Source organism: Nocardia goodfellowii (assembly GCF_017875645.1).
Taxonomy (GTDB): Bacteria; Actinomycetota; Actinomycetes; order Mycobacteriales; family Mycobacteriaceae; genus Nocardia; species Nocardia goodfellowii.
In genome coordinates, this window is record NZ_JAGGMR010000001.1 from 4,756,859 (window position 1) to 4,774,883 (window position 18,025).

An 18,025-nucleotide genomic window follows, 5' to 3' on the forward strand; every position below is an offset into this window, starting at 1 on the left:
GCCTAAGCATCGTGATTATGCTTCAGTATATCGATTCGATTGCTGAACCGAATTACGCTGCGGCGCAAGGGGATAGGTGGAAGACGGTGACATACACAATCGCGGAGCCCTGCGTCGATCTACTCGACCGGGCCTGCGTCGACGAATGTCCGGTGGACTGCATCTACATCGGTGACCGGATGGCCTACATCCATCCCGGGGAGTGTGTCGATTGCGGCGCCTGCGAACCTGTGTGCCCGGTCGAGGCGATCTTCTTCGAATCCGACGTCCCCGAACAGTGGCAGGCCTATACGGCGGCGAACGCGGAATTCTGCTCCGAACTCGGCGCGCCCGGCGGTGCGGCCGGCCGGCGATTCCAGCACGACGCGGCCCTGGTGGTCGCGCTACCCAGGCTGTCGGCGCAGGCCGCCGGGGACGGTCGCGCATGACCACGCAGCTACCGGCCCCGGCCGCACCCGAGGTCGCCACGGACTACATCGCCGATATCTGTCTCGGCCTGCCGGAACTGGGTCGCGACCTGCGCGCCCAGGTGGGCCGGGTCGAAGACCTGATGCTTGCCGCACTCTCCGACGGGGAGGACTTCCTCACCGAACCGGTACTGCACCTGATGAATTCGGGCGGCAAGCGGTTCCGGCCGCTGGTGACGGCACTGGCGGCGCACAGTGGCGACCAGCCTTCGGCCGACGCGGTGCCGGCCGCGGCCGCCGCCATGGAGATGGTGCACCTGGCCACGCTGTATCACGACGATGTCATGGATGAGAGCCGGATGCGCCGAGGGGTGGCGACGGTCAACGCGCGCTGGTCCAACACCGTCGCGATCCTGTCCGGCGACTACCTGCTGGCGCGGGCGGGCCAGCTCATCTATCGCGCCACCCGCGAGGCCGAGGACTGCGTGGACAAACTGAACGACACCGTCGCGACGCTGGTGACCGGTCAGATGCGCGAGGCGACGCGGCCGGCGGGCAGCTACTGCGCGCCGGACTACCTGCGCACGATTCAGGAGAAGACCGCGTCTCTGATCAGCCTGTCGGCCTGGTGCGGTGCGCGACTGGCCGGCGCGCCCCGCGAGACCGCCGCTCGCCTCGAACGCGTCGGTGATCTGCTCGGGATGGTGTTCCAGATCGCCGACGACATCCTGGATCTGACCGTGTCCACCGACCAGCTCGGCAAGGCCCAGGGGCTGGATCTGCGCGAGGGTGTCGCCACACTGCCGGTGATCTACGCACTCACCGAGGATTCCGCTGCGGGACGGAACCTGGCGGCGCTGCTGGCCGAGCCGGTGGACGACGACGAAAAGCTTTCCCGCGCGCTCGAATTGGTGCGTTCGACCCGAGGTCTGGAGCGCGCCGAAGCGGATATGGCGGGCTATGTCGAGCAGGCGCTCGCGCTGCTCGGCACACTTCCGGTCTCGCCCGCGCGGACCGCCTGGGTGCGGCTGCTCGAGTACACCGCGACGCGGACCTGCTGACAAGGACGGTATCGAGATGAAGAAGTACGACATTGTCGTGGTGGGCGGCGGCCCCGCGGGCGCCGCCGCCGCATGGCAGGCCGCCACAGCGGGCGCCTCGGTGCTCTGTGTGGACAAAGCCGATTTCCCGCGCGACAAGCCCTGCGGCGACGGGCTCACCCCACGCGGTCTGAGCATGCTCGAGCGCATGGGACTGACCACCGAGCTCGAACGATTCCACCGGATCTCCTACGTCAAGGTCCGGGGACACAGCAGCTGGCAGGCCGAATGGCCGGACCGCGCGGGCCTGCCGAGTTTCGCGCGCACCGCCCGCCGTCTGGACCTGGATCAACTGCTGCTCGAGCACGCCGCCGCCGCCGGAGCGGAGGTCCGCCAGAGCTGCGAGGCGCGGGCGCCGCTGGTGGAACGCGGACTGGTGCACGGCGTGGAGGTCCGCCACGGCCGCTCGCCCAGCGAGCAGATCCGGGCCGATATCGTGATCGCCGCGGACGGCGCCTACTCGCCGATCAAGAAGAAACTCGGCCTGCGCACCCGAATCTCGGGCGTCACCGCGGTCGCGATCCGTGCGGAGATGCCCGCACAGCGGCCCGAGGACCCCTGCTTCGAGGTGCACATGCCGCTGCGGCCGGGTGGTCGCTCAATTCCCGGGTACGGCTGGGTGTTTCCGCTCGGTGCCGGCCGGATCAATGTCGGCGTCGGCTATCTGACCACCTTCCGGCAATGGCGAACGGCCAATCTGACCGGCATGCTGTCCGATTTCGTGGCGACCCTGCCGCCGGACTGGCGGCTGCCCGACATCGCCGAACTACGCAAGTCCAAAGCGGTGCAGGCCTGGCGATTGCCGATGGGGTTCACGGCATGGCCGCCCTGGCACCCAGGCCTGCTGCTGGCCGGCGACGCCGCGGGCGCGATCAAACCATCCAGCGGCGGTGGCATCTCCAAGGCACTCGAGACCGGTATGGAGGCGTCCATCTGTGCGCTGGAAGCACTGAGTACCACGGGGCCGCAGGATCTTTCGAATTATCAGCGCGCGTTGCGACAGCGCTACGGCATGCAGTACGCCGCGACTCGCGTGGGTTACCGGGTCGGCGGGAATCCGTTCATGGTGGGTCTCACCTTCGGCATGTTCGACCACTCGTGGTTCCGGCGGCTGGCTATCGGCGGGGTGTACGGGCCTGCCGCGGTGCGGGGCTACCGCAATGGCGAAGGCCCGCTGCCCAGCACGGCGGCGGACACCACACAGCCGCTGGCCGGCTGACCATGGGCAGGAAGAGCGAACTGATGGGACTGCTCGCCAAGGGGCCGTTGGATACTCTGGCCCGCGCCGAGCGCACGGTCGTGGATGCCGAATCGGTGTTGCGCCGTGTCGAGGACACCTTCGCCAAGACCGAGACGACGCTGGACGTCGTCGGTGAAACGCTGACCACAGCAGCTCGGACGCTGGCCGAATCCGAGGCCACCCTCGCGGCGGTGGACGAGCGGCTCGCCGAGATGAACACCATGACCGCCGAGGCGACCGCACTGTTCGAACAGACCCGCGCACTGTTGGACGAACTGCGCGGCGTGCTGGGACAGCTTGCGGCGCAGCCTGATTCGGCTGACCCGGGGCCGGTCCGGTGAGGGCGGCGGCAACCGCGCGGCCGGCCGTGGCCACCGCCTACGACCTGGCCGGTAACGAACTGCCGTACGGCCCGTTGCCGGGCGTGCGCGCGGCTGTCGAGGCCCAGATCAGTGCACTCGCCCGCTACCCGGACCCGTTCGCGGCGCGGCTGTGCGCGTCGATCGCCGCGGCGGTCGGCGTGCCCGCGACCATGATCTTCGCCGGGCACGGCAGTTCGGACGCGCTGACGACGGTGCTGCGGTCGGCTGCGCGTCCGGATGCCACGGTGGTGTACGCCGCACCCGGTTTCACCGGATACGACGCGCTGATCGCGGCGGCCGGGCTGAAATCAGCGCCGGTAGCGGGCGGTCCGGGCGGCTGGCAGCCGCTGGGTGCGATGCTGTCCGCGATCCGCGCCGACACCGCGGCCGTCATCGTCACCACGCCGCACAACCCGAGCGGGGAGGTGGTGCGCGCGGCGCCACTTGCCGCCTTCCTCCGCGCGGTGCCGGCGTCGACCCTGGTGGTCCTCGATGAGGCCTACCTCGATTTCGACGAGGGTTACGAAGCCGACGGTATCCTGGCCCTGATCTTCGAATTCCCGAATTTCGTTGTCACCCGGTCGTTTTCCAAGGCACACGGGCTGGCTGCCCTCCGGGTCGGCTACGCGATCGGACATCTGAAACTTATGCGGCGGCTGCGTCGCCGGCTCGTCGCCTATTCGGTCGGGACAGCGGGCGCGGCCGCCGCCATCGCGTCGCTGAGCCATCCGCGCGAACTGGCCGCCCGCGTGTCCGAAGTGCGTTCGGCCCGAGCTGATTTGGTCGCGGTGGGCCGACAGCACGGTTACTCGGTGCCGGATTCCTTCGGCAATTTCATCTGGCTGCCGGACCGGCGTCCGGAGCGACTGGTCGCGGCGTTCGCGGCCGAGGGGATCGCGGTGCAGAAGTTTCCCGGCGCCGGCGTCCGGATCACCGCCACCACCGTGGCGGCGGTAGCCGCGGTGTCGGAGGCTCTGGCGCGCTTCGCCGCCGTGCGGAGGCCGGAATGAGCACACCCGCACCGGCCCGGCGCGGCTTCCATGGCCACGCGCTGAATCTCGGGTCTTTCACCGACTTTCTGGCCTTGCCGCTGAACGAACGGATCTGGCTGGCACGCCGTTCCGGGGACGGCAGCGCGGCGATGTCCACGCTGACGCGGGCACGTGTCTTCGTCGCGTTCTCCCGGCCCCGCACGTGCGTGCCGATGATCTTCGCCTTTCAACTCGGCCTGGCCTTCGCCGGCATCGAGCAGGACTGGCGCAGCGCCCTCGGGTCGATCGCGTTCTTCCTGGTGGGCATGATCGCGAACCTGTTCAATATCTACTCCGATATCGGCGAGGACAGTTCCAACATGCCGATGCGGGTCTACCAGCTGGTGGGGTACGGGCGGGCGCGGCTGCTGCGGCACACCACGGTGCTGTGCGGGCTGGTCATGCTCGCCGCGGCCGCGTCGACGCCGCTGTTCTTCGCGGCGATGCTGCTGGCGCTGGTCGGCGCACATCAGTATTCGTTGCGCCCACTACGACTCAAAGAACGACCCGTGCTGGGCATTCTGCTGTTCGCCACCGTGGTGGCCTATCCGTTCGTCAGTATCGTGGCGCTCGCGCCGGACTTCCGGACCCGGATCAGCGACCCGCGGTTGCTGGTCGCGGGGGCGTATCTGCTGCTGTGGTTCTGCGCCAAGGGACTGGTCAAGAACGTGCCCGACTTCAGCGGTGACGCCGACGTCCGCTTGGCCACCTCGGCGACGGTGTGGGGCTCGCGCCGCCGGGCGGCGCGCACGGCCGCGGTGGCGAGCGTTGTCGTCTACGCGGGCATCGCGGTTCCGGTGCTGGTAGGCGCCTTTCCGGTGCGGGTGCTGCTGGCACTGCTGTGGCTGCCGGTGATCCTCTGGCAGGGCGTCCGCCTGGTCCGGGCCGAGACCATGATCGAGGGCAACAATGTGCTGCGCACCGACATGCTGGTGTCCACCGGTTTCCTCGCCTCGCTGGTACTGCTGATCGATCCCTCCGCGGCGACCGTCGCGGTCGTCGCGGCCGGTGCGGTGCTGATCGCCGTTTCGGACCTGCTGCGGCTGGACAGCCGCACCAAGGAGGACTCAGTCCGATGAGACGTCTGGACCACCTGCCCGGCGCGAACGGCCGAGCGCTGATCGGTTCCCTCGGTCCCTACACCCGCGACCGCAACGCCTTCCTCCGCGACGCGCTGCGCCGCCACGGTGACGTATGCCGAGTGCGGCTCCCGTTGCGTGACGCCGTGCTGATCGGCCATCCGGATGACGCCGCTCGCTATCTGCACGACACATCGGGCGCGTATCAGAAGCTGGGATTCCGGCTGCCGTTACGAAACCTGGTGGGCGGTGTGGCGTTTCAGGAAGGTGAGCGCTTCCGGGACAAGCGCGGCGCGATGGTGACGATGTTCGCGGGGGACGGCTTGGCGGGCGCCTTCGCCCGGGTCGCCGCAACCGTCGAGGCGCGACTGGACGCCGAGATCGCCGCCGGCGCTCGCGGTGACGACGTCGTGGATCTGCAGCAGGTCTTGGCGCGGGTGCTGCTGCCGGGTCTGCTGGCCGCCCTGGTCACCGATCCGCTGCAGGCCGCCCAGGTGCGCACCATCGACCAGGGCGTGCGGCTGGCGACCGCCACCTTCGGCTTCCTGCGGTTCACCAGTGGCCCGCCGAATCTGCTCCGTGGGCCACAACGACTGTCGCTCACCGCTTTTCCGCGGCTCTACCGGACGGTGTCGGCGCTGGTGCGGGCACGCCGCGACAGCGCGACCCAGCACGACGACGTGCTCGGGTCACTGCTGGCACTGCGCGGCCGCGACGGTGCCGCGCTCGGCGACCAGGCGGTGACCAACGAGCTGGCGCTGCTGCTGTTCGCCTCCTACGGGGCCACGACCGCGGCGCTGACGCACACCCTCGCCCGGGTGCTCGGCAACCCGGAGGCGGCCGCGCGCCTGGCCGCCGAGTACACGGAAATCCGGCCCGCCGGTCACTCGCTGGCGGAGGTTCGCCGATTGCGCTGGGCGCGAGCCTGTTTCGAGGAGGCGCTGCGGTTGCAGGGCTCGGCGCCACTGATCCGGATCGCGGCGGCCGACTCCGCCCTGCGCGGGTACGTCATCCCGGAGGGCGCGCCGCTGGTGTTCCCGCTGGCGGTGATCCACCGGGATCCGCGCTGGTGGCGCGACCCGGATACCTTCGACCCCAGTCGTTTTCACGATCCGTCCGCCTCCGAACCGCGTCCGGCGCTGGCCTACCTTCCGTTCGGGGCGGGTCCGCACCGATGCCTGGCCTCGCAGCTGGCCTACGCGCTGGGGCAGTACCTGGTGCCCGAGCTGCTGCGCCGCTACGATCCCGCACTGCTGCCGGGCTGGACGCTCACGGAGGTACCCGGCCTGGCGCCCGGTATCGCAGGTGGGCTGCCGGTTCGGATCACGGCGAAACGCGTGCGGTGAGCGCGCGCCCATGACCGACACGAACGATGCGCTGGCGGTGCGGTTTCTCCTCTACGGCCGTCTGATCTCCGAGGCGGTCTGCACCTTCGCGAACCTGGGGTTGCCGGACATGATCGACGAAAAAGGCTGCGATGTAGAGCTTTTGGCGGAGCGAGCCGAACTGGATTCGGAGCGGCTGCTGGATCTGCTCCGGCTGCTGGAGGTGTGTGAACTGGTCCGGCTGGCGCAGGGGCGAGTGTGGCGCACCGAACGGGGCGGCTACCTGTGCGCTGATCGGCCCGGCTCGGTCCTGCCCACGGCGCGGCTGGTACGCGCGAGCGTCGGACGCGCCTGGGACGGGCTGGAAACCACCCTGCGCACCGGGCAACCGGCCTTCGACACCGTCTACGGCCGGTCGTTCTTCGCCGAACTCGACCACAACCCGGATCTGCGCGCGATCTTCGACGAATCACAGGCGCACGGATTGCGATCCGAACTCGACGCGATCGGTGACCTGATCGCCGCCGGCGGCACCGCTCGGGTGCTCGACATCGGCGGCGGTGACGGTTACCTCCTGACGCGATTGCTGACCCGATTCTCCGCCCTGACCGGTGTGCTGGTCGACCGGGAGACGGTACTCGAACGTGGCCGGGCCCGCCTGGCCGCGCAGCGGCTGACGGCGCGCTGCTCCTGCGTCGCGGCCGACTTCTTCGCACCGCTCGAGCTCGGCGTCACCGCGGGCGACGTGCTGATCATGCGGCACATCCTGCACGACTGGGACGACTCGGCCGCCGTGGCGATCCTGGCCAACTGCCGGGCCGCGATGCCGGCGGGGACCCGGCTGCTCGTCGTCGAGCATTTCAGCGCCGCGAACACCGAGCGCCGGGATCCCATGGCGGCCGTCATGAGCCTGTACATGGCCACCGTCACCTCGGGCCGCGAACGCACCCTCGCCGAATACGAAAAGCTCCACAGCGTAGCCGGTTTGGCAGTGTCTGGAGTCACGCTCTCCGGCGGTGCCTGCCTGATCGAATCGAGACCCGAGTGACGTTCCGACTCGAGGAACCGGGCCCCGAGGTCGCCTCGACGATGGGGCGCTGGTTGCGCGAATACATCGGCAGCCCGCATCCGGATCTGGGCCGGGACGGACCGGTGTGCCCGTTCGTACTGCCCGCGCTCAAGGCCGGTGGACTGAAAGTGCTAGAGCATCGCTGGAGCGGGGGACACGATCCCGCGCGCATGGCCGCGCTGATCCACACGCTCGTGGATCGCTTCCACGAGCGACCCGACGGGCCGGTGCGCAGTGAGCTGAACGCACTGGCGGTAGTGGTCACCGGATTGCCGCGCACGCGGTGGCCGTTGATCGATGCCGGGCATCGGCGGGCCAAACACGAGGTCGTCGCCCGCGGCTACATGGTGGGCCAGTTCCATCCCGAGTGCCGCGAACCCGCCGTGCACAACCCGTTCTTCGCCGTGAACACCGCGCCGTATCCGTTGCTCGCGGTGCGTCGCATGGCGGTGCACGACATCCTGTTTCTGCATCAGGACCCCCTCTGGTTCGAGGAGTATCGAAAGCTGTTCGGGCACAGGTTCGCCGGTGCGGGCCGGGTGAACGAGCACCTGCGCGCGCTCTATGAGCGAACCTGCCGGCGCTATCGCCGCATCGAACCCGGAGCCCGGCCGGAATTGGAGCCGTCATGGAAATCGAGCTGATCGACGTGGTCCGGCGATATCGCGTCGGCGGACAGAGCATCGCGGCCCTCGACAGCGTGAGTCTGCGACTGGACGGCTCGGAATTCGTCGCACTGGTCGGCCCTTCGGGTGCGGGCAAGAGCACCCTGCTGCACGTGCTGGGCGCCCTCGACACACCGACCTCCGGCCGAGTGCTGGTGGATGGACAGGACATCGGCGGGCTCGGTGACGCGGAGCAGGCCCGGTTCCGGTTGCGGCGGGTCGGGTTCGTGTTCCAGGACTTCAATCTGATGCCGACTCTTTCCGCGTGGGAGAACGTGGCGCTGCCGGAAATGCTGGCGGGACACTCGATTCGGCAGGCTCGGGCGCGGGCCGAGCAACTGCTGGAGCGGGTCGGCCTCGGCGGCCGGGTGGAGCATCGCCCCGCCGAACTGTCCGGGGGCCAGATGCAGCGGGTCGCCATCGCACGCGCGTTGCTGATGGACCCGCCGCTGATCCTGGCCGACGAGCCGACCGGAAACCTCGACAGCCGAACGGGTTCGGCGATTCTCGACTTGCTGGCAGAGCTGGCGCACAGCGCGACCACCGCGCGGCTGGTAGTCCTGGTCACCCACGATCACGACGCGGCCGCCCGCACCGACCGAACGATCACGCTGCGGGACGGGCGCATCGCCGCCGACACCCGCTATCCCGCCATAGCCCCGGAGCTATCCGCGTGATCCGCGCTGCCGCCGACCGGTTCCGGGTGCTCACCTGGCGCGAGATCAGCGCGCACGGCGTGCGTTCCGCGGCGCTGGTCGTGGTGCTGGGCGTGGCCGCGGCGCTGCTGGTCGCTGTGGTCACCGCGTACTCCTCGCTGATCGGTTCAGCAGGTGAACTCAATCGGAGCATCGCGGGCGATGCCGATCTGGCCGTCCTGGGCTACACCGACACCGGCTTCGACATGTCCCTGTGCACCGTCGCCGCCGAGGTCCCGGGGGTGCGGGCGGCGGTGCCGCTCATCCAGAGCACCGTCTCCGCGTCCGGGCCGGTCGCCGTGCTCGGCGTCGACCCGTCGGTGGTGCGGTTGCGCTCGCCGCTACAGGACGCGCTGATGTCGCAACTGCGCGTGGACCCCGGTCTGCTCGGCGCCGCGGACCGAGTGGTGGTCGGCGCTCAGATGAACCTCGCACCGGGACAAAGCTTTCCGCTGCGGCACAAGACGCTCACCGTCGCGGCCGTGGTGCCCGCCGAGACCGCCGCGCAGATCAATGGCGGACACTTCGTCGCCGCGCCGCTGCGCACCGCTCAGGCTCTCACCGAACGCCCGGACCGGGTCGACGCCGTTTTCATCGTCGCCGAGCCCGGCGTGGACACCGCCGCGCTGCGGGACCGCATCGCCGCGGCGATCGGTGACCGGGCGCTGGTCACCGGCAGTGACCTGCGCTCGGCGCAGGTGCGCAACGCGCTGCTGCTGGTACGCAGCATCACGCTGCTGGTGGCCGCCGTGTCGCTGGTGGTGGCGGCGTTCCTGATGTTCAACGCGACGAATATGGCTGTGGCGCAACGCCGCCGGACGATCGCGATGCTGCGGGCCGTCGGCGCCCGCCGCCGGGTGCTGGTGGCGGACCTCTTGGTCGAGGCGGTGCTGTTCGGGCTGGCCGCCGCCACGATCGGAATTCCGCTGGGGCTGCTCCTGGCGCGCTGGGCCGTCGGGCGCACTCCGGCCTTCCTGCTCGATGTCGTCTCCGCGCGGTTGCACTTCCAAGTCACCCCACTGGTCTTCCCGGCCGTGATCGGGCTGTGCGTGGCGGCCTCGGTCGCGGCCACCCTGGTCGCCGCGCATCAGGTGTCGCGGATCGAACCGACAGAGGCGCTGCGGACCGCGAATATCGGTCCCGGCGAACCGATTCCGGCCCGCACGGCGATCACCGCGGGTATCGGCGCGCTCGCGGCGACGGCCCTGACCGCCGTGATCGCGCTCCGCGTATCGAACCTGTTCGTGGTAGCCGCCGTCGGCGTTCTGACGGCCGGGTTGCTGGCGCTCGGCCTGGCCATGGCACGAGCGGTGGTGGGGGTGGCCGCGTGGATCAGCAGGTGGTCGGGATCACCGGGGCGCATGGCCGCGGCCTCGATCCACCGCGCGCCGCGCCGCACCTGGGCAACCGCGATGACCGTCGGTATCGCCGTCACCATCGGTATCGCCGTCAACGGAGCACTGGGCGATCTGGTGCGCTCCGCCGGCAGCACCTTCGATCCGCTGCGCCGTACCGACCTACTGGTGACCGCTGCCGGTGAAGACGGATTCCCCTCCGGACTGCTGCCGGCGCACTGGGAGCAACAGGTACGCCGCACCCCCGGCGTGGCCGACGTGGCGGGGGCGCAGTGGGCACACGTCACAGTCGACGAGGCCCGAGTCCAGATCGCCGGCATGGCCCCGGGCAATGGCAATATCGCGGATCTGCTCGATCCGGGTATTCGCGCCGATGTACTGGCCGGGCGCGGCATCGTCGTGTCGCGGTCGCTGGCCGACCGCCTGGCAACCGAGGTCGGTGACGAGATCGTGCTCGGCACGCCGACCGGGCCACACTCGGTCCGAATTCTCGGCGAGTTCGGTTACCTCTCGGTGGAGGCCGGTGTCATCGGGATGAGCCTGGAGACTATGCGAATCTGGTTCGATCGTCCGGGTTCCAGCTATCTGGCCGTCACCGTGGCCGGCGAGGTAGCGCCGGTGCGCGCCGCGCTCCAAACCGCTCTCGGTCCCGACGCGAAACTGTCCACCGGCGAGGACGCCTACCGGTTCAGCCTGTTCAACATCGACCAGGCCGGCGTCTTCGCGGTCGGGTTGCAATGGATCGTGGCATTGCTGGCGGCTTTCGCGGTGATGAACACGCTGCTGCTCGCGGTGGTGCAGCGGCGGCGCGAGATCGGTGTGCTGCGGGCGATGGGTGCTTCGCGGCGGCTCGTCGCCCGTTTGGTGGTGATCGAGGCGGTCGCCGTCGGCCTGGTCGGCGGTGCGATGGGTGTGCTCGGCGGCGAAGCCGTGCATCTGCTGGCCGTCCGGGTGCTGGCGGTGCTGACCGGAATCGACGTGCGCTACGCGCTGAACCCGGCGGCGTTGTGGTCGGCGGTGATCGCGCTGGGGGTTTGCCTGGCCGGGGCGGTGCCGCCGGCGATCCGCGCGTCCCGGCTGAACGTGATCGCGGCCGTGGCCGCGGATTGAGTCTCGAAAAGGTGGTTCCCATGCGGAAACTCAGTGTTCCGGACACGATGCCGATGCTGGCCCGGTTCGAATTCCCGCGCGATCTGCGCGCGCTCGGATCGGCGGACATTCGCCGGTTGGCCACGGAGATAAGGGAATTCCTGGTCGCGAAGGTCTCGCTGACCGGAGGTCACCTCGGGCCGAACCTCGGCGTGGTGGAACTGACGATCGCACTGCACCGAGTCTTCGACTCCCCGCGCGACCCGCTGATCTTCGACACCGGGCACCAGGCCTACGTCCACAAGATCCTGACCGGTCGCCGCGACGGCTTCGACGGACTGCGCGCACGCGGCGGGCTCTCCGGCTACCCGAGCCGATCCGAGAGCGAACACGATTGGACCGAGTCGTCCCATGCCTCCGCGGCACTGTCGTATGCGGACGGACTGGCGAAAGCGTTCGCCCTGCGCGCGCTACGGGATCGCTGCGTGGTGGCGGTCGTGGGCGACGGCGCACTGACCGGCGGCATGTGCTGGGAGGCGCTGAACAACATCGCCGCCGGACCACCGCGGCCACTGGTCGTGCTGGTCAACGACAACGGCCGCTCCTACGACCCGACGGTCGGACGTCCGGCCGAGCGCATGTTCCTGGGAACAGGTCTGAAGTATCTCGGCCCGATCGACGGTCACGACACGGCCGCGGTGGAAGCCGCACTGGCGGAGGCGAAATCGTGCCGAGCGCCGGTGATCGTGCATGCCGTCACGGAGAAGGGCCGCGGCTATCGGCCCGCCGAGGCCGACGCCGGCGACCGGATGCACGGGCCGGGTCCCTTCGACCCCGCGACCGGGCGCGCCACCACGGTCGCCGGTGCGAGCTGGACCGCGGAATTCTCCGCCGAGCTGATCCGGCAGGCCGAGCGGCGACCGGACCTCGTCGCCATCACCGCGGCGATGGCCGCGCCGACCGGGTTGGCCGCCTTCGGCGCCCGCTTCCCGGAGCGGCTGTTCGATGTCGGGATCGCCGAGCAACACGCGCTGACCTCGGCGGCGGGTCTGGCTCTGGGCGGCCTGCATCCGGTGGTCGCGCTGTACTCGACCTTCCTGCACCGCGGGTTCGACCAGTTGCTCATGGATGTCGCGTTGCTGGGCCTGCCGGTCACACTGGTCCTGGATCGTGCGGGCGTGACGGGGCCGGACGGAGCCAGCCACCACGGCGTATGGGATCTGGCGCTGCTCGCGCTGGTCCCGGGCATGCGGGTGGCCGCACCGCGCGACGGCAGCACACTGCGCGCCGAATTCGCCGCCGCCCTCGCGATCAAGGACGGACCGAGCGCGGTGCGGTTCCCGAAAGGCGCTGCGGGACCAGATATTCCGGCTGTAGATCGATTCGGAGAGATCGACGCGCTGTTCATCCCGGGCCGCGGCGGCGATGTCCTGCTGATCGCCATCGGATCGCTGGCCGATGCCGCGGTGGCGGCAGCCCGGCGCGCGACCGCACGCGGAATCCAGGTGACCGTGGTCGATCCACGCTGGGTGCTCCCCATCTCGGCTGACCTTGTCTCGCTCGCGGCCGGCTACCGGCTGGTCGTCACCGTGGAGGACGGCGTCCAGCACGGCGGGATCGGATCCGCGATCGCGTCGGCACTGGCCGCGGCGGGGATAGATGTTCCGATCCGTGGTATCGGAGTTCCCGGCCGATTTCTCGAGCACGGGACGCGCACGGAGTTGCTCGAACACATCGGACTGGAACCCGCGGCCATCGAACAACGCATCGTCGAGTGGGCCTCCCAACGTTGACGGTTGGCGTCGCGGCGAATTAGGTTCGGCCGATGTCGGTCGATGAGAACGGTAGCGGATACCGCTGGAGTGATATACCCGCTGATCAGTTTCGTCGCGACGTGGCCGAGACGTTGGGTGCGTTCTCGCGGCGGGCCATCGACCTCGAAGGTCGCAAGGCCGCGGCGGTCTTGATCGCGATCGCCGAGCATGATGGGGGGCAAGGGATTTGGCTCACCGAGCGATCGCGAGGACTGCGCGCCCATGCCGGTCAGTTCGCTTTGCCGGGTGGCCGACTGGATCCGGGGGAGGACGCGGCAGCGGCGGCATTGCGGGAACTGGAGGAGGAGCTGGGCATCACGGCGCCTCGTTCGACAGTGCTGGGTCTGCTCGACGATTACCCGACGCGCTCAGGTTATGTGATGTCCCCGGTAGTGGCCTGGATCGGCGCCTCGCCGACGCCGACGCCGAATCCCGCGGAAGTAGCCGCGGTGCATTGGATTCCGATCCCGGCCCTCGATGTCGATCCGTGTTTCGGATCCGTCCCTGGTTCCGACCGCCTCGCCATCAAACTTCCTTTGCTGGGCGGCCACCTGCACGCCCCCACCGCCGCGATCCTGTACCAGTTCCGTGAGGTGGTCCTGCATCACCGTCTCACCCGTGTCGACCATCTCGAACAGCCGCGCTTCGCTTGGGAGTGAGCAAGGCTGAACCACTTCGCGCGACGATCATGCGGCTGTCGGCGTAGGCACTACGGCGCGAGCCGTCCGTTGACCACTCACTGCCCTGCTTTGTCACTCCGACCAGTCGTCGCGAGGATCGTTTCCGCGACCAGCACGGGGTCATCGATCATCGGCACGTGGCCCACACCGGGCAAGGTCACGTACTTCGCGGCAGGAAGCCGGCGTTGGGCGATCGTCCCGTTGACCGCTGGGGGCAGTATTCGATCGTGCGCGGACCAGGCCAGGGTGATCGGGCACGGCAACGGGTCCAACAGGGCGATCTGTTCATCGGTGCTCAACAGGTCGGCAGTCACCGTGCATTCCAGCAGATCACGAGTCAGCTCCACGAGAACTGCGGGGGTGATCCGGTCGCCACGAGTCGCTACATCGCGCAGCACTATTCGACGCAGGAGCGAGGACCGCGCCGCCAGTGGCGTGAATGGCCGACCCAGCCGCGCGAGCGTCAGCTGGCGCGAGATCTTCGCGGTCGCATCCGAATGGCTGGCGGTGGTCGCATCCCAGAAACCGGCCGGAGAGAGCGCGCATACGGTCACCGCACGACCGCGGCGCGCCAACTCGATCGCCATCCATCCGCCCAGCGAATTACCGGCGATATGGACCTGATCGAGCCCCCGCGCATCAAGATCGCGTTCGACCTCGTCTACCAAGTGGGCGCACCGCATCGGTCGCTGCCTCGCCGGTGACCCACCGCGATGACCGAGCGCGGTCGGACAAATGATCTCGTGGTGCGGGCTCAGAAGCGGCACAACGTCGTTCCACGCGCGCGCGGACATCGTGACGCCATGCAGGAGTAGAAGCGGGACGGAACTGGCGGGCATGACGATCCTTCGATATCAGTGAACACACGGAACTAGCGAGCGGTCCGGCTTCCTCGCAGCTCACGGTCTACATGATCGCAGGTGCCGGCAACCGGGACACCGGCGGTTGTGGTGGCGTGGACCGGGTGGCGTGCCGCGGCGGTCGCACGTCGAAGCAACTGGCCGGGCAGCGGTGATATGACCATGCGGCCTTGCACTTTCGACCGGCACCATCCGTGATTGTGTCGCCGGAACAACTCGGTCCCGCAGTCGCGAAGGGCGGATCAGCCAGCGTCGCAAGCATTTTCGCGATGGCTTGCGCCTACTGGGGAGGAGCGAAATCAGCTGGCCGGGCAAGGAAAGCCTTGCGTCCGACGGATACTCCAGACTATGGTCCAGACAGTTGTCCAGAATTATCTCGGGAGTCTCGCGATGAACGGCTTCGTCCCCGCCGAGGGCACCGAACTCCTCACCGGTCGAGGGGCGGTCGTCGTCGGGGGCGGCAGTGGCATCGGAGCAGCGGTCGCCGATCTACTCGGTCGCCACGGCGCGGGCGTCGTGGTCAACTCTCGCGACCAGGGTGCAGTCGATCGGCGGGTCGCGCAGATCGCGGCGCGGGGTGGCGACGCGATCGGTATCGCCGGGTCGGCGGCCGAGGAAGGAGTCGCCGAGGAATTGGTCCAGGCCTGTGTCGGCGCCTACGGCGGTATCGATGTGCTCATCAATTGCGCCGGCATCGCCGAACCGGCCCAATCCTCGATTCTCGATGTGAGCACCGCGCAATGGCGGGCTCTGCTCGATTCGCACCTGACGACAGTGTTCAACACGTGCCGAGCCGCCGCGCCTTTGATGACCTCCAGCAGAAGGGGATCGATCATCAACACCGGTTCGTTCGCCTATCTCGGCGACTACGGCGGGACCGGCTACCCAGCGGGGAAAGGCGCGGTAACCAGCCTGAGTCTGGCAATGGCGGCCGAGCTGAAGGAATACGGCGTGCGCGTGAATACTGTCTGCCCCGGCGCGCGCACCCGGCTGTCGACCGGCCCGGACTACGAGGCCCAGATGCGACGGCTGCATGAACGCGGGCTGCTCGACGAGGTGACTCTGCGGGGATCTCTGGACCCGCCGCCACCCGAGTATGCCGCTGCCTTGTATCTGTTTCTGGCCAGCGAGGCCTCAGCCGCGGTCACCGGGGACGTGTTCATCGCCGCGGGCGGTTTCGTCGGCCGCTTTCCACGTCCGGTTCCGGATGTGCTCGGCTATCGGGACCACCTGCGCGCCGAACCATGGTCGGTCGCCGACCTTGCCGCGATGATCACCAAATAGCTTGAAAGGTAAATCCTTTGGATGATTTCGTGTCAACGGGAAGACCGTCGGCTGTGCAGGTAGGCGTGGGCGATCTGACTTTCGACGTACAAGTCGACGGCCCCGATTCGCCGCCGTCCGCCCAGACGGCCGCGCTGCTGCTGCACGGCTTTCCGCAGAGCGCCGCGTCCTGGCGGACTGTCGGCCGGCATCTCAGCGCTTCCGGTATCAGCAGTTACGCCCCGAACCAACGGGGCTACTCCCCGGGAGCACGGCCGACGAAGGTCGGTGACTACCGGCTTGCGGCGCTGATCTCCGACGTGATCGGACTGTGCGACGCACTCGAACTCGATACGGTGCACCTGGTCGGGCACGACTGGGGCGCCATCGTCGCCTGGGCGGTGGCCGCTACTCATCCCGCGCGAGTGTCCTCCCTGACCGCTGTGTCCGTACCCCACCCGGCCGCCTTCGACCATGCCATCCGCTTGCACCCCGAGCAGCGCGAAAAGTCCGCGTACATGGCGATGCTCGAGGCCGAGGGCACAGCCGAGTTACTGCTGGCTCAGGACGGCGCGGCATTGCGGCTCGGTTTCGGCTCGGCCGTCGCACAGCCGATTGCCGAAACTCACATCCGACTGCTTTCCCAACCTGGCGCGATGACCGCCGCGCTGAATTGGTACCGGGCGAAAGGCACTGACTGGCAGCACGTTCCGGCGGTGCGAGTGCCGACAACCTTCGTGTGGGGCACCGATGACATGGCAGTGACGAGCGCAGCGGCCGACCGTTGCGCCGAGTATGTCGAGGGGCCCTATGAATTCGTGGCACTGCCCGGCATCAGCCACTGGGTACCGGAGGAAGTACCCAGCCGGTTGAGCGCGGCGATTGCCCATCGAATAGTCGGCGGCCAACGATAGCTCGGCCGGGTTCCGAGCCCAGGAATGCCTGCGGCGGAGCGCACGTTGTCATTGCACGCATGCGTATCCCGGTAGCGGACCTGACATCGAGGAGAATCGTTTTGTCCGGCAAGGCATCCCACGAGCAGACCACTGGATTGCTTCGATTCGAACGTGCCGGCACCACGCTCACGGCGACCATCCGCGACGGTGCGGGAATCCCGCTGATAGTGCTGCCCGGCGTCATGGCCGACGCAGCGACATGGCAGCCCGTCGTGGATCACATCGACCTACCCAACCCCGTCGTGACGGTCAATAGGCGCGGTCGTGTACCCAGTGGGCCACTGGGCGCGAACTACTCGGTCGGCGTCGAGATCGCCGACCTGCACCGAATACTGGACGAAGTCGGCGGCGAGGTACACCTGTTCGGGTGGAGTTACGGCGGTCTCATCGCCGTCGAGACGGCACTCGAGCGATCGACGATTCGCTCGCTCATCGCCTACGAGCCGGTCGCGACTCCGTTCGCCCCGACGGCGATCGCACCGCTGCGAGCCGCCATCGAGCGCGACGATCTGGACCGTGCTGTGGAGATCGTCAACACCGATGTCTCGGGCTTCTCCGCGGAATACGTGGCAGATCCGCGCCGCAGCCCGATCTGGCCGGTGCTGCGCCCGCTGGCGGCCTCCCTTGGCGAGGAAATGGCGGCGATCAATCACTACCGCCCCCGCCTGGGCAGCTATCAGGACTTGAGCATCCCGGTCACACTGCTGCTCGGCGAACTCAACGACAGTGTCGCGCCGTACGGAACAGCATTCGCGCGGATCGCGGCGGCCTTACCGCAAGCCGAGATCGTCTGCCTTCCTGGGCAGGGACACCTCGCACACGCCCAGGCGCCAGAGCTTTTGGCTCGGCATATCACCAATGCGGTTACCGCACTGTCGACCATCGATTGAACGACACCGCGGCTGTTCACCGTCTGGGCCCCGCCCGGCGCGGCTCCCGCCGCCGATGGCCGCTCGTGAATATATCGCCACGCCTCAGCCAGCGGTGATGAGACATGTGGTTGTGAAACCCGCGCCGCTGCTGATCGATAGTTAG

17 protein-coding genes are annotated in these 18,025 nt (G+C 68.6%); 16 read left to right on the forward strand and 1 reads right to left on the reverse strand.

The window, feature by feature from the left end:
• Nucleotides 1-86 precede the first annotated feature (86 nt).
• The 13 genes from fdxA to BJ987_RS22040 are packed head-to-tail and all read left to right on the forward strand — an operon-like array spanning nt 87 to nt 13,890.
• Complete coding sequence (gene fdxA / locus BJ987_RS21980) at nt 87-428, forward strand: ferredoxin (protein WP_209893255.1); 342 nt, start codon at nt 87-89, stop codon at nt 426-428.
• Nucleotides 425-1,468 (forward strand): polyprenyl synthetase family protein, encoded by a 1,044-nt coding sequence (locus tag BJ987_RS21985; protein WP_209893258.1) that lies wholly within the window; start codon nt 425-427, stop codon nt 1,466-1,468. Before fdxA ends, BJ987_RS21985 begins: the two co-directional genes overlap by 4 nt.
• A 16-nt stretch (nt 1,469-1,484) precedes the next feature.
• Complete coding sequence (locus BJ987_RS21990; RefSeq protein ID WP_209893261.1) at nt 1,485-2,726, forward strand: NAD(P)/FAD-dependent oxidoreductase; 1,242 nt, start codon at nt 1,485-1,487, stop codon at nt 2,724-2,726.
• 2 nt (nt 2,727-2,728) lie between these two features.
• Nucleotides 2,729-3,088 (forward strand): hypothetical protein, encoded by a 360-nt coding sequence (locus tag BJ987_RS21995; protein WP_209893264.1) that lies wholly within the window; start codon nt 2,729-2,731, stop codon nt 3,086-3,088.
• Complete coding sequence (locus BJ987_RS22000; protein ID WP_209893267.1) at nt 3,085-4,119, forward strand: pyridoxal phosphate-dependent aminotransferase; 1,035 nt, start codon at nt 3,085-3,087, stop codon at nt 4,117-4,119. Before BJ987_RS21995 ends, BJ987_RS22000 begins: the two co-directional genes overlap by 4 nt.
• Complete coding sequence (locus BJ987_RS22005; RefSeq protein ID WP_209893270.1) at nt 4,116-5,219, forward strand: UbiA family prenyltransferase; 1,104 nt, start codon at nt 4,116-4,118, stop codon at nt 5,217-5,219. The genes BJ987_RS22000 and BJ987_RS22005 overlap by 4 nt, the downstream gene beginning before the upstream one ends.
• Nucleotides 5,216-6,565, forward strand: coding sequence for a cytochrome P450 (locus BJ987_RS22010; protein WP_209893273.1), 1,350 nt, complete (start codon nt 5,216-5,218; stop codon nt 6,563-6,565). The genes BJ987_RS22005 and BJ987_RS22010 overlap by 4 nt, the downstream gene beginning before the upstream one ends.
• A 10-nt stretch (nt 6,566-6,575) precedes the next feature.
• Nucleotides 6,576-7,592, forward strand: coding sequence for a methyltransferase (locus BJ987_RS22015; RefSeq protein ID WP_209893276.1), 1,017 nt, complete (start codon nt 6,576-6,578; stop codon nt 7,590-7,592).
• Nucleotides 7,589-8,257 (forward strand): DUF6875 domain-containing protein, encoded by a 669-nt coding sequence (locus BJ987_RS22020; protein ID WP_209893279.1) that lies wholly within the window; start codon nt 7,589-7,591, stop codon nt 8,255-8,257. The genes BJ987_RS22015 and BJ987_RS22020 overlap by 4 nt, the downstream gene beginning before the upstream one ends.
• Entirely contained in the window at nt 8,242-8,955 is a 714-nt protein-coding gene (locus BJ987_RS22025) for an ABC transporter ATP-binding protein (RefSeq protein ID WP_209893282.1), read from the forward strand. Before BJ987_RS22020 ends, BJ987_RS22025 begins: the two co-directional genes overlap by 16 nt.
• Nucleotides 8,952-11,438, forward strand: a complete 2,487-nt coding sequence (locus BJ987_RS22030) for an ABC transporter permease (RefSeq protein WP_209893285.1) — start codon at nt 8,952-8,954, stop codon at nt 11,436-11,438. The genes BJ987_RS22025 and BJ987_RS22030 overlap by 4 nt, the downstream gene beginning before the upstream one ends.
• A gap of 47 nt (nt 11,439-11,485) precedes the next feature.
• Nucleotides 11,486-13,210 (forward strand): 1-deoxy-D-xylulose-5-phosphate synthase, encoded by a 1,725-nt coding sequence (locus BJ987_RS22035; RefSeq protein ID WP_209898876.1) that lies wholly within the window; start codon nt 11,486-11,488, stop codon nt 13,208-13,210.
• A 32-nt stretch (nt 13,211-13,242) separates the two neighbouring features.
• Nucleotides 13,243-13,890: an NUDIX hydrolase gene (locus BJ987_RS22040; protein WP_209893288.1), complete on the forward strand. Its 648-nt coding sequence runs from the start codon at nt 13,243-13,245 to the stop codon at nt 13,888-13,890.
• A 77-nt stretch (nt 13,891-13,967) separates the two neighbouring features.
• Here the strand turns inward: BJ987_RS22040 and BJ987_RS22045 are convergent, their stop codons facing one another.
• The gene (locus BJ987_RS22045; protein WP_209893291.1) at nt 13,968-14,750 is read right to left on the reverse strand and encodes an alpha/beta fold hydrolase; all 783 of its coding nucleotides are present in this window, start codon (nt 14,748-14,750) and stop codon (nt 13,968-13,970) included.
• A gap of 411 nt (nt 14,751-15,161) precedes the next feature.
• Between BJ987_RS22045 and BJ987_RS22050 the strand changes: the two genes are divergently transcribed.
• The 3 genes from BJ987_RS22050 (at nt 15,162) to BJ987_RS22060 (ending at nt 17,880) form a co-directional block, all read left to right on the forward strand.
• Nucleotides 15,162-16,055: an SDR family NAD(P)-dependent oxidoreductase gene (locus BJ987_RS22050; protein WP_209898878.1), complete on the forward strand. Its 894-nt coding sequence runs from the start codon at nt 15,162-15,164 to the stop codon at nt 16,053-16,055.
• Nucleotides 16,056-16,084: 29 nt separating this feature from the next.
• Nucleotides 16,085-16,948 (forward strand): alpha/beta fold hydrolase, encoded by an 864-nt coding sequence (locus BJ987_RS22055; protein WP_307869712.1) that lies wholly within the window; start codon nt 16,085-16,087, stop codon nt 16,946-16,948.
• A gap of 101 nt (nt 16,949-17,049) precedes the next feature.
• Nucleotides 17,050-17,880, forward strand: a complete 831-nt coding sequence (locus tag BJ987_RS22060) for an alpha/beta fold hydrolase (RefSeq protein ID WP_245366080.1) — start codon at nt 17,050-17,052, stop codon at nt 17,878-17,880.
• Nucleotides 17,881-18,025: the final 145 nt, after the last annotated feature.